Origin of the sequence: Pseudovibrio sp. Ad46 (assembly GCF_001623065.1) — a bacterium.
GTDB lineage: Bacteria > Pseudomonadota > Alphaproteobacteria > Rhizobiales > Stappiaceae > Pseudovibrio.
On the sequence record NZ_LMCG01000073.1, the window covers coordinates 56,946 to 69,059 of the forward strand.

15 protein-coding genes are annotated in these 12,114 nt (G+C 52.3%); all 15 read right to left on the bottom strand.

Annotated features, from left to right (window positions below):
• Positions 1–23 precede the first annotated feature (23 nt).
• Positions 24–1,157, bottom strand: coding sequence for a type III secretion system export apparatus subunit SctU (gene sctU / locus PsAD46_RS20755; RefSeq protein ID WP_057463729.1), 1,134 nt, complete (start codon positions 1,155–1,157; stop codon positions 24–26).
• On the bottom strand, positions 1,154–1,996 hold the full coding sequence (gene sctT / locus PsAD46_RS20760; protein ID WP_057463728.1) for a type III secretion system export apparatus subunit SctT: 843 nt from the start codon (positions 1,994–1,996) through the stop codon (positions 1,154–1,156). Before sctT ends, sctU begins: the two co-directional genes overlap by 4 nt.
• A 5-nt stretch (positions 1,997–2,001) precedes the next feature.
• Complete coding sequence (sctS, locus tag PsAD46_RS20765; protein WP_008546860.1) at positions 2,002–2,271, bottom strand: type III secretion system export apparatus subunit SctS; 270 nt, start codon at positions 2,269–2,271, stop codon at positions 2,002–2,004.
• Positions 2,272–2,295: 24 nt separating this feature from the next.
• Positions 2,296–2,940 (bottom strand): type III secretion system export apparatus subunit SctR, encoded by a 645-nt coding sequence (sctR, locus tag PsAD46_RS20770; RefSeq protein ID WP_057463727.1) that lies wholly within the window; start codon positions 2,938–2,940, stop codon positions 2,296–2,298.
• A gap of 71 nt (positions 2,941–3,011) precedes the next feature.
• Positions 3,012–4,058 (bottom strand): FliM/FliN family flagellar motor switch protein, encoded by a 1,047-nt coding sequence (locus tag PsAD46_RS20775; protein WP_063307781.1) that lies wholly within the window; start codon positions 4,056–4,058, stop codon positions 3,012–3,014.
• Entirely contained in the window at positions 4,055–4,804 is a 750-nt protein-coding gene (locus tag PsAD46_RS20780) for a hypothetical protein (RefSeq protein WP_063307782.1), read from the bottom strand. The genes PsAD46_RS20775 and PsAD46_RS20780 overlap by 4 nt, the downstream gene beginning before the upstream one ends.
• Positions 4,801–5,280, bottom strand: a complete 480-nt coding sequence (locus PsAD46_RS20785) for a YscO family type III secretion system apparatus protein (RefSeq protein WP_063307783.1) — start codon at positions 5,278–5,280, stop codon at positions 4,801–4,803. Before PsAD46_RS20785 ends, PsAD46_RS20780 begins: the two co-directional genes overlap by 4 nt.
• A complete protein-coding gene (gene sctN / locus PsAD46_RS20790; RefSeq protein ID WP_063307784.1) occupies positions 5,277–6,653 on the bottom strand; it encodes a type III secretion system ATPase SctN in 1,377 nt (458 codons plus the stop codon). The genes PsAD46_RS20785 and sctN overlap by 4 nt, the downstream gene beginning before the upstream one ends.
• Complete coding sequence (gene sctL / locus PsAD46_RS20795) at positions 6,653–7,300, bottom strand: type III secretion system stator protein SctL (RefSeq protein ID WP_063307785.1); 648 nt, start codon at positions 7,298–7,300, stop codon at positions 6,653–6,655. Before sctL ends, sctN begins: the two co-directional genes overlap by 1 nt.
• Positions 7,279–8,007 (bottom strand): hypothetical protein, encoded by a 729-nt coding sequence (locus PsAD46_RS20800; protein ID WP_063307786.1) that lies wholly within the window; start codon positions 8,005–8,007, stop codon positions 7,279–7,281. Before PsAD46_RS20800 ends, sctL begins: the two co-directional genes overlap by 22 nt.
• Positions 8,008–8,022: 15 nt before the next feature.
• Positions 8,023–8,826, bottom strand: a complete 804-nt coding sequence (gene sctJ, locus PsAD46_RS20805; protein ID WP_063290627.1) for a type III secretion inner membrane ring lipoprotein SctJ — start codon at positions 8,824–8,826, stop codon at positions 8,023–8,025.
• A gap of 38 nt (positions 8,827–8,864) precedes the next feature.
• Positions 8,865–9,350: a hypothetical protein gene (locus PsAD46_RS20810; protein WP_063290626.1), complete on the bottom strand. Its 486-nt coding sequence runs from the start codon at positions 9,348–9,350 to the stop codon at positions 8,865–8,867.
• 51 nt (positions 9,351–9,401) lie between these two features.
• Positions 9,402–9,806: a hypothetical protein gene (locus tag PsAD46_RS20815; RefSeq protein ID WP_057463718.1), complete on the bottom strand. Its 405-nt coding sequence runs from the start codon at positions 9,804–9,806 to the stop codon at positions 9,402–9,404.
• A 110-nt stretch (positions 9,807–9,916) separates the two neighbouring features.
• The gene (locus tag PsAD46_RS20820) at positions 9,917–11,095 is read right to left on the bottom strand and encodes a hypothetical protein (RefSeq protein WP_063307787.1); all 1,179 of its coding nucleotides are present in this window, start codon (positions 11,093–11,095) and stop codon (positions 9,917–9,919) included.
• A gap of 251 nt (positions 11,096–11,346) precedes the next feature.
• Positions 11,347–12,093, bottom strand: coding sequence for a hypothetical protein (locus PsAD46_RS20825; RefSeq protein WP_063307788.1), 747 nt, complete (start codon positions 12,091–12,093; stop codon positions 11,347–11,349).
• Positions 12,094–12,114: the final 21 nt, after the last annotated feature.

Consider the following 12,114-nt stretch of genomic DNA (forward strand, 5'->3'; position numbering starts at 1 on the left):
TTTCAGCTTAAATGCGAACTGCTTTAGTTCAGCGGCTCATCACCGCTCTTCTTCTCATGCTCAAGATCGATCACACCGCGTTCAAGCGGGCCGTTGTAAAGGATGTCTTTGTTCTTATCGATCCAGACGAGAATTTCGGCAACAGCTGCAAACATGTCTTGCGGAATGAGCTCTTCAATCTCCACTTCCGCATGCAACATACGGGCAAGCTTCACATTGGCAAAAATCGGCACACCTGCCGCCTCAGCTTCTGTACGCATCTTAAGCGCAGTCAGATCAAGCCCCTTGGCAACCACCAACGGCACAGCAACCTCATCCGGGCGATAGGAAATGGCAACCGCGTAGTGCGTCGGGTTTACTACAACAGCACTGGCTTTGCGGGTATTCTCAAGGTTGTCGCTCATGAGAATTTCCTGAGAAATCCGCTTACGCTGCCCTTTAATCTCAGGACTGCCCTCGGACTCCTTATGTTCCCGCTTCACCTCTTCCTTCGTCATCTTCAGGCTCTTGATGTGGGTGTGCTTCTGAAACATGAAATCAAGGATCGCCACGCCAACAAAGGCCAGAAACGAGATCCCGAGGATCAGTTTCATAATCGCACCGCTGATATTAGCAATGCAGGGAATGCCGCAGGAGAGCGAGTTGATGTAAGCGCCAATCGCGTACTTCACTGTGAAGTAGAGCATGGTGCTGAGCAAGGCGATCTTCAGGATGGATTTGAGAACCTGCACCACCTGCTTCATGGAAAAGATGCGCTTAAACCCTTCAGCCAGACTGATCTTGCTCAGCTTGGGCATGATGCTGTCAACGGCCCAGAGAAAGCCAAACTGCACAAAGTTGCCAAAGATACCCGCCGCAATGGCAACACCAATCAGCGGCAGCACAATGTCCATAAAGGTCGAAAAAACACCAAACACCCCTTCTCCGGCGGAGGAAGAAAAGTCTCGCCGTGTCGCCAGACTGGCCATGTCATCCATCAGGCCAACCAGCTTGGAGAAATTGCGGTCCCACGCAAACCAGAGATAAGCAATCACCGCAAACAGCGAGATGGTGGTCGTGACCTCGGTACTCTTGGCCACCTGCCCTTTCTCACGAGATTCACGTTCTCGTTTGGGGGTGGGAAGTTCGGTTTTTTCGCCAGCACTCTGCCCACTCATGGACGGACCTCAAGCTTTTGATCCTGATAGATATCCTTGCCTTTTTCAAAGATCCCGAAGATCTCGTCCGTAAACAGCTTCAGCTCAATCTGGTGCTCAGCCGCTTCAGGCAGCAGGAACGACAGATAGAACGTCAGCAGAATGACGGCCACGCCACTCTTGATCGGCATGGCAAGAATGAACACCTGAATTTGCGGATCAAACCGGCTGATAATCGCCAGTGCAAACTCTGCAAGGAACATCAGGATCACCAATGGTGCAGCCATAACAAACATCAGGCGCATCGCATTGTCGAAGATCGACAGGATCAACTCCGGGAAATCCTCTGGCAGAACAGGAATAAACTCTGTCACCGGAAAGATCATGTAGGAGTTATAAACCAGTGTCAGGATGAAGAAGAACCCTGGCGTCAGGAAGAGATAGAGAATGAACGCACGGGAGAACAAATCCCCGACGGGCGAGCTCTCGTTCCCCAACATCGGATCAATACTGGAGGCAACCGCAGCACCGCGCTGGTTGTCAATCAATGTCCCGGCGGACTGCACAGCCCAAAGCAGACAAGAGATCGTATAGCCAATCAGAAACCCGATGGCATACTCCTTGAAGAAGTAGACAACAAACATCGATCCAGTTGGCGAAAACCCGTCCACATACTGCAGGTTATAGGGGTACAGCGGGATCGCAATCACCATCACAACCACATTACGCGCCATGCGCGACATCAACGTGGCATTGAAGATCTGAGATGTGGCAAACACCGCAAAAATGCGCGGAAACGTCAGCAACAAAACAAGAAATGCATCACGATGGACTGTGGTGATCTCCGCAAGCAGGTTCATTGGCGTTACCTGACCAAGGTCGGGAAATCATCAAACAAGGCCTGCGTAAAGCCAATGGTCTCCGAGCCAAGGAAGCTGGACATCATGAACAGCGTCAGCGCCACGGCGATCAGCTTGACCCCAAACTGGATTGTCTGCTCCTGCATCTGCGTCAAAGCCTGCAACAGCGACACAGCAAGGCCGACAAGCGAGGCAACAATGATTGGCGGCAAAGACAGCATCATCACAAGGATCATCGCCTCGGAAATGCGGTAGACGGCGTCTTCAGGGGACATAAGCTACTCCTCTCACATTTCCGGCTAAACGTAGGTCTTGATGAGACCGAGGATCAAACGCGACCACCCATCCACGGCCACAAACAGGAACAGTTTAAACGGCAGGGAAATCGTCAGCGGCGACACCATCATCATACCCATGGCAAGCAGGATGTTGGAAACAACAAGGTCAATCGCCAGGAACGGCAGATACAGCAGGAACCCGATCTCAAACGCCTCACGTAACTGCGAAACGGTATAGGCCGGCAGCAGAATTGCGATGCTGTCCTCTGTCATGCTTGCGGAAATATCAGCAGGCCACAACTGGCGGGACGCCTCAAGGAAGAACGCCTTTTCCTTGCTGTCCGCGTGCTTGGCGAGAAAATCTTCAAGCGGCCCCTTGGCAGCAACAAAGGTAGTCTTCATCTCCTCCACCGTGGTGATGGAGAGGTTTCCTTGCTCTACGATCTCAAATGTCTGCAAAAAGACCGGCAGCATGATGTAGCCGGACAAAATGATAGCCAGCGCATTCAACGCCATATTAGGCGGAATCTGCTGCACGCCAAGCGCGTTACGCACCAGCAGCAGCACCACCGAAAGCTTGATAAAGGATGTGGCGACAATGGCCAGAAACGGAACAAGGGCCACAACCACAAGCACTAATATGAGCGAGAATGGATCAGACGTCATCAGCAAATCTCAGATTGGGCACCTTTGGGCACCTCTGGTTATGTTAGGCTTTGGCGTGACCGAAAGCAGTTTTAAAGGCCGGTGCCCCGGTCAGTTTTGGAAATGCGCAGCGCAACCCGCTCATCAATCTGCACCAGATGCCCCTTGGCAATGCGCTTGCCCGCAGCTCGCACATAAACCGATGTCTCTTCATTGAGCGCAGGCACATCAATGTTCACCAACGATCCCGCCGCCCAGCTTTCCAGCTCGGCAATAGAGATCTCGCGCTCATCAACTTCAAACCGCACCGGCACTGTCATCTGCGACAGATCAATGGAGCCAATTTCCTCAGCACCGCTCACTTGTTCCGCATTCGCTTCTTCGGTTAGCTCACTCATACCGTTCACACTCTCAATTCGTTCGCAGCCCCATCCTTGCTCAACCAGCACCAGATGATGTCGGCTCAGCGGCCCGTCCACGGTGATCCGTTGCCCCAGCGCGGGCGCATCCAGCACCACTAGATCCCCAATGCGCAGACTGGAAACCTCAGTGGTTGGCAACGGCGCTTCACACAGCGTCAGGCAGATGGAGGTGTTCAACTGTTCACGCACCGCGCGCCACGCAGGCTGCGCGGTCAGCGGCAAATCTCCAAGAAAACCGGAGAGCGCGTCAGGCCGCACACCAACTTTGGCCAGCACAGGAGCACCGCCAATTTCACCATACCGGACAGCAAACCAGCTCAGTTGCTCCAGGTCACGCGCTGGCAATAAGGCAGATACAGCCTGCAACGGCAGCTCGCTCTGGATCTTCGTAAAATCAGCAGGCAATTCATTGCGCAAGTTAGAAACAATGCCTTCAACCAGAGCATTGCGAAGTCCGTCTTCCAGCTCAAGAACATCCGCATAAGCGAGCGGTACATTCAGTTGTGCAGCAAACGGAAAGTCCTCAAGCACCAGCAGAGCTGTTGCACCAGATGCACTGCGCAGCACACTCCCTTGCGCAAAAGCGGAAGGCGCTTCACTCACCTGAAAATTCAGCGTGTGCGTGCTCTCAACCGTAATGTCCTGCTCCGCGTAGCTCAAAGCTGCGTTCCAGTAGGCCAACGGGTCTGTTTTGGATTGATAATTCAAGGATGTCATGAGCTCGTGCTGTTCCCCGCAAAGATGGAGGACAGCCCTCCCATTGAAGACGAACCAACATCAACACTTTCAATCTCCTGCTGTTCCAGTCGATCAAGAATGCGGATTTTCCGATCAGGAAACCGCTGCTGCAAAGTGCTCATGAGCCCCTGCGCTGCGGCCTGAACTTCACCAGCAACCCGGTCACCACTCACACGCTCCAGCACAACAGCCAGACCGCCTTGTGTTGTCATAACTTTCAGTCCGGCAAGGCCAAATCGATTGGCATCAAGGGTCAGGCTCAAGACGCGCCCATCACTTTTGTCTGCCATGGCCTCTGTGCGCATGGCCTGTTCAATCTGGTTTGCAATCGCGCTCATCGCCTTATCGACACGTGCTTCAGTACTCGCCTGACGCACGGAGCTGAACAGCTCGGACGGATTGGAAACAGAAATACTGCGGGCTTCAGCGGGATCAGACGCGGCCAGCAACCGGGCGTAGCTCAAGTCAAGCGGGTCAGTCTGGCCCTGCTCGGAACCTTCGCCCTCCTCCTGAAAAGCACCCTTTCCATGAACCGGAACAGACTTGCCTTCAGCGCTGCGCAACTGTTCCTGAAACAAGCTGACATCCTGCTGGTTCAACCCCTCGGAAAATTTGTTGCCCTGCTGCTTGCCAGACGTTTTGCCATGCTCACGAGGTTGCTTACCGCGTATATTTTCAAGATTTTGCTGCTGCTCAAGTGGCTGCGAACCCTGAGAAACTTTCATAATTCCACTTGCCTTCGCCCGGAAAACTGCTCCTCGATCTCCTGCTCCTCCGCAGCCTCCATTAAGGCATTGGTCTCTACCCGAAGATCATCCGCAACCTTTCCATACTTATCTTTGATGCGAAGTGCTTTTTGATACTCAAGGCGGGCAGCATCCGCATTTTTAAGCGCACGATCATAAACATAGGCCGCGCGTTCCGCTGCGTCCTCCAGCTTTTTGACCGCACTTTCAAGGATCTGTGCCTGCTCTTTCACTTTATCGAGATCATCCGTTGAAATGACCTTCTTAATGATCTCCAGATAAAGCGCATCCTGTTTGGCTGGCAGCGCGGCACGTTCATCTGCCGCAACTTGCCGCTTGTGCTCCAGCTGCTCTTTGGCACGTCGAACTTTCTCCAGCTCAGCGTTGAGCGTCCGTTGAGCTTTCTGCTCCTTAAGTATTTTGACGAGATGAAGTTTTTTGATTTGGTTGATCACGCAACAGTGCTCTTCAATTTGCTCAAGGCCTCATCAAAGCCATTGAACTCATCAGTACGCTGCTGCAGAAATTCTTTGATCGGCTTGTTCTTAGCAATTGCCAGATCAGCCTCAGCATCAGCCCCCTTCTGGTACTCACCAATCTGCACCAGAAGCTCAACCTCTTCATATTTCGCCAGCAACGAGTTCACCTTGCCAGACATCTCTCGATGTTCAGGCGTGGTAACCGCCGTCATCACGCGGCTCTTGGAATTCAGAATATCAATGGCAGGATAATGGTTGCCCGCCGCCAGCTTGCGCGACAGCACAATATGCCCATCCAGAATGGAGCGGGTCTCATCCGAAACCGGCTCGTTCATATCATCGCCTTCCATCAGCACCGTATAGAACGCAGTGATCGAGCCCTTATCATTCATTCCTGCGCGCTCCATCAGGCGCGGCAGCGTGGCAAAAACAGAAGGCGGGAAACCACGGCGGGTCGGCGGCTCACCAACAGCGAGGCCAATCTCACGCTGTGCACGAGCAAAGCGGGTCACGGAATCCATCAGCAACAGCACGCGCTTCCCCTGATCGCGGAAGTACTCTGCAATCGAGGTTGCAACAAACGCCGCTTTCGAACGTTCCAGGGAACTCTTGTCAGAAGTGGCAACAACCACAACTGATTTCTTCATCCCCTCAGGACCAAGATCATGCTCGATGAACTCGCGTACCTCTCGGCCACGTTCACCAATCAGCGCCAGCACAGTCACATCAACAGCAGCGCCCTTCACCAGCATCGCCATCAAGGTGGACTTACCGCCACCAGCAGAAGCGAAAATGCCCATACGCTGGCCTTCGCCGGTGGTCAGCATGCCATCAATGGCACGCACACCCATTGGCAGTGGTTTGTCAATAATCCGGCGCTGCATAGGATCCGGCGGTTCCTGATTGACCGGATAATGCGTTGCAGGCGTAAACTCCCGGTCCAGCCCATCAATAAAGTTGCCCATGCCATCCAGAACCCGGCCAAGCAACCCATCACCAACAGGAACAGATTGCACATGCCCCGTCGGACGAACTTCGGTGTCCGGCCCTACGCCATAAAGCTCGCCAATGGGAGACAGCAGCGCTTCATCATCATGAAACCCAACCACTTCTGCCATAAGTTTGCGACCTGTTGAGCGCGTGTAAAGCTCAGCAATTTCGCCAATTTCCACCTTTGGCACCACCGCATGAATGAGTGTGCCAACCACTTTGCGGACACGGCCCGTCAGCGGATAAGGATCAACATCCGTGGCAGCTTTGACAAGCGCACGACCAAGCCGCGGCACTCCGGATCCAATCTGGTTGCGCCGGTCTTCAACATGCTCAGCAGGTTCAATGAGAGATGCCATTACACCTCCGAAGATCGCTTGGAGGGTGCTTGAGCAGATGAGGTACGACGCAGGATCTCTTCAATTTCCTCCAGCCGAACCTGCAAGTTGCCATCAACGCGGCCAACAGGTGCGTCCAGTACAATGTGAGCCCCCTGCAAGTCGCCATCCTCGACGATTTCAAGAAACTCGACCTGCTTGAAACCATCAGTGATCGCACCACTCATGGCCATCGCTTGGGAGTACATTTCCGGTGCAACATGCAATCGCACACGCTTTTCAGCGCGCAGTGATTTCAGCATACTGCGAGCCATCAGGCGAACGCGCTCAGCATCATCAAACTCATCCAGCAAACGACGCAGCAGCGTGATGGTCACCGTAACAACATCATGCTCCACTTCACGCAAGCGCGTGTCGAGCAGTTCTTGCTCACCAAGGATGCGTTCACAGGCTTCAGATTGCGCTTTACGCACACCATCTTCATAGCCCTGCTTTTGCTGTTCTTCATAAACGCGCGTCGCATCCTGCAGAATTTCCTCTGCCTTGCGCTGCGCATTTGCAATGATCTGGTCAGCTGTTTCAACGGAAGCAAATTCAGCTTCCTTAATGATGTGCGTGCCTGGCGTCAGGTTTGCGCCCAGCTCTTTCAGTCTATAAATGCTCGCCATTGTGGCAATCTCCGACGCAAATACTGGACAAAATGCTCTTGCTGCTCTGCTCGCATCACCAGCAAACGAGCGCTAAGTTTTTCGTTGAGTTCATTGGAAAAGCGAAGACGAACAAGCGGCTCAAGTTTCGCATCAACAGCATTGACGAAAGCCAGAATGCCCTCGGCACCAACAAGGGTCAGCGCCTGCAAAGCCTCTTCATCACTTCCACTGCATAGATGATGGAATGCTTCATCATTCTCGCTTTCGTAGCCAAGCGAGCTGAAGAAGAACGCCACATCGCGAATGGCAATATCAAAGACCTCTTCACCAAACAGAGCTTCCATACGCTGGCAATCATTCTTCAGCACAAGGCGCCCGATCATTTCATGAAGTCTGGCAATCGCAATGATGCGCATAACGCCGCCAAAGTCTTCAGCACCCAAACTGCACAACATCAGTGCAAGCCGGGCCTGCTCTGAGACTGCCAGAGTTGGCGTGACCGCCACATCAGCAGCAAGCGCAGTAAGCCCAAGCTTTTGCGAGACATGCGTGTTCAAAGGCCTCTGAAAATCCTCCTGCCCAGCCAGACCACGCAGCACGTTCAACTCAAGGCCGGCAGCTGTCAGGTGGTCATCATGCGCAAAGGAAAGAGGGTTCAGCAAAGACGCAGCAAGTCTGGCCTGAAGCGGCCAGACTGCGGAGTGATGTGGAGTGCCTGTCATCATGCCAGTCCCCTGCTACTAAGCAAGTTCTTCAGGCAGAAGCTCGTCGTCGTCTCCACCCTTGGCTTTTTTGCTGCCGGAGCTGATCTGCTTGAACAGCAAATAGCCAACGCCACCAATCAACAGCAGCAGCACGACACCCACGGCGCCAAGGATCTGCCAGAACATACCGGCATCATCGCGTGCAATGCGTAAGCCCGGGAACACGGCCTCATACTCTTGCGCTGAGCGCTGTGAGATTGGCTTCAGCTCACGTGCTGGAACAAGCGCAACAGAAACGCTGGCATATTCAACACCCTCAATCGCATTACTGACCAAGCGCTTGATCTGAGGGATCAGAAATTCAATATCAAACTCTGGGCGATGCTTGATGAAGATCGCAGCAGAAGAAGGCTTCACCTCTTCGCCAAGATCCGCCTTTTCCGGCAAAACGATGTGAACGCGAGCAGAAACAATACCATCGATCTCGGTAATGGTCTCAGCCACTTCCTCACTTAACGCGTAGATAAAGCGAATACGCTCTTCAAATGGCGAGGAGATAATGCCAGATTTCTGGAAGACCTGACCGAGCGTGTCACGCGTACGTTTCGGCAAGCCATTCGCATTCAAAATTGTGACGGCACGCTGAATATCGTCGTCATCCACCTGCAAGGTGACAAGACCATCTCCCAGACCAACCTTCTGAGCAGACACACCATTTTCCAGCAGCAGGCTGAGCATGGTGTTTGCCTCCTGCTCAGAGAGGTTGGTGTAAAGATCTGTGTTGCAGGCGGCCAAACCAATCACCATGCCCACAATTGTAATAAAACGCCGAATATTCATTTAGACTTTCACTATACCTACTGAATGCGCAGTCTTAATCAACGCATCAAAGCGTCCAAACCTTGCGTGGTTTTGCCTGCAATTTTCGAGCTCACATCAACCAGCAAAGAGTAGTTCGCCACTTCGATCTGCATGTTGATCAGCTTGTCAAAGTGACTGAGTTTGCCACCTTCAGAAATTGCATTGATGTTGGAACTGGTCTCGGCAAAAACACCCCTGACCTTGGCCAACCCGTCAATAACGAAGTTACTGTCCGTCGGATTGACGGAAGCGATTTGTGTTGGTGCTGAAACAGCTGCCACGTTCTGGGCAGCATTAACTTGCTCCACTCCGCCAATGACCACATTGCCATTTACGATTTGCCCGGCCACAGGCGGTTGCACGCCCCCGGCAGCATTGAGTGCTGTCTGGAACTGGTCCTCAAGACCGGTAACATCGCCTGTTGAACCAACGGTTGACGGGGCTCCGCCCTGCAACGCCTGCTGCAGTTGAGAGGTGAGTGCGCTGTCCAATACTGTTGCCATGAATGCTCCTCACGTATTACTGAAACTAAGGTAAACTGAGCCGGACGCCCCTTAACGGGACATCATCGCGCTTACTGGACTGGCGAGTTCGTCTCTGGAGGACAGAGCCTGCGCAGCAATTTCCGCGCACGGCGTACCAGCTGCCATCTCACAAACTTCGCTCAGGATTTCGCAGGCCGTATCAATCTCGCCCTTACGCAGCAGCGCCAGTCCGCGATACGTCTGGATGGTATCTGTCGGCGGTGCGTTTTCCAGACAGAGCAAGGCTTCATCCACATTGCCACGCGTCATTGCAGCAAGGCTTCGGCCCAGAGGTCCTGCCTCCTGATCCGGTCGCATCACCTGGAATGCTTTGAAGATGGAGTCAGCATGTTCTGCAAGACCATAGGAGACAGCAATAAAACCAAGCTCCGCGAGCACCTTTACGGTTTCACTATCAAAATCTTCTGCGTTCATTCCACCCTCACTCCAAAGCTTGCATGCGACCTGCTACATTCAAAGAGCAAGCCGCATACGAATTCTTGTTGTCAGTTGATCGAATAGATTTCGCTATTCCAACCTAACGATTATTGAAGAGAGGCATCCCGCTTTGGCGGAACTGGTGGAATGTCACCAGCTGCTGGCTTGGGCAATGGAGCCGGTCTTCCGTCCCTCGTTAGATTTCCGTAGATCGCCTGATCATCACCAAGAAGCACATCAGAATACTCACTGCTGTTCTCTACAGCACTCTCCACCCCTGAATTTACGTAGAGCGGTTCATTGTTCACAGTGCTCACTTTCTCTCCCCAGCGAGAATCTGCCTGAGACTGATCTATAGTCGCGTAAGTCTCATCAAGCAGGAAACTGCCCGGCTCCGCCAACGGTCCGGTGTTGAAGTTTAGCCTGTTGTATGGATTTTCATTCTCGATGACCTGACGATCGATATCAGCCAGAACGCCAGCAGCTTCCCTACGCTCATTTGCTGCGGCTTCTTGCAACTGATTTGGCGTGTAATGCCTAAGGATCGGCGCACCTTCTTTGTCACCACCACGCTTGTTAACCGCGGCATACTGCTGATCCCCAAGCTCTGGCTTATTCAGCTCGCCTTCAAAGCGAACAGTTGCATACTCTTCTTCGTCAGGCACACCTTCCCCGCCAAGCAAGCTATATCCGTCACCCGACACATCAGAGTAAGCTGAGCCGTAAAGTGAGTTAGGCAGAACAACAGCGCCATCCCGATCAATGAAGCGACCACCGCCAGGATTGACTGAGATTTCATCGTACACACTGGCATCCGACAAAGCCTCGCTAACCAACGTATTGATCGTCGTGCTCAATTCTTGCAACGCCCCAAAACGCACGTCATTGCTGTGATATGTTGGGTTGTTTTTAACCTTCTCGAAGGCCTCCGTCAGAATATCATCCGTCTTCGCTTGATGGTTTTGAAGCCCACCTTTATCCAAACCTGCAGAGATCTCATTCTTTGCCAACTGTGAAAAGACATGCCAGTTGCTCAGCTTTTTGTCGTGGGTTTGCAAAGCATTCCCAAACAGTTTGCCACCAGTCAGCTTGGCCAAACTTGCTTTGGAAACCTTACTACTTCCGTCTTTTGTCTCTGCGCTGTAGATGGTTTCACCATCTCTGACGTCACCACCAGTAACACGAACCTGCGCATTGTCTTTGACAAAGTCCTTGTTTGCTTGATGGTCTATCTGCGCCAAAACATCAGATAATTGACTACTACTGGAAAAGCTAACTCCGGTCATTATTGCCTCCGCATTCCATAAGCCTCGAACGGCTCGTTACCTGTAAATTCTTGAGCTTAGAATACACGTTTGAGACATACAGCTGAGTGCCGTTGGTCACAGCCAACGATGTTTCCTGCAGAAAAAACATCAAAAGACGATTTGGTTATTCCTCGTCATCTCAATAACTTAGCCTTAAGTGTCAAACAGCACAAAGGCCGATCCATTCAGAACCGGCCTCTCAGAAATAGATGACGTATGAAGGGTAGGAGCTAAGCAACCGCCATCTGACGGGCAATTGCTCTCATCTCAAGCTCTTCCCAGACCCGCATTTGTTCATTAAAGCTGCGCATCTGATCGTTAGAGGCCGAGATACTCTCCCTATCTGCTGAGCCGAACGCTTTGATCATAATCTCTGCCAGAACCTCGTCAGAGGTCTCCTCCTGAACGCAGCCGCTTGTCCGCACGAGGTACGCCAGCCCAAGCTCAATCTTCTCCTCCGCTTCATCAAATATCTTCGCTGTGATGGAAAAGACCGGAGCTGATGGAAGTACGTCCATGACGATGGCATTAATGCGTGTGAGTTCACCAAAACTCAAAGCAGCTTCTGAAGGCCCTCTATCACCAAACGCCTGCTGAATGATCGCCATCATGTACTCAAACACATCGCAATCATGCGCTTTGATCTGGTTTTCAATCAGGACTTCAAAATCATACCAGGTCCCGGCATCTTCAACATCATGCACTTGCTGCTCAAATGCCTCTGCTTTTGCAGTCAAAAACCTGCCTCTGACACCAAGCTTTCCTACCATTTTCCAGAAAGGCTGAGAGAGACTGAACGCACGCGGCTTCACCAGCTTGGTTTGAAAGACAAGCTCATCTTCAGTTCGCCCCCGTGCTTTTTTCAGCGGAGGAATAACAAGATCAGACTTTCGGATTTTCAGATCATGTTCACTACTGAGAAGCGCACTCAGCAGATCGTTAAGTGTTGGCCTTGAAGGAAGAACAAGGTCAATCATAAAGCATCATTCCACTTTTGT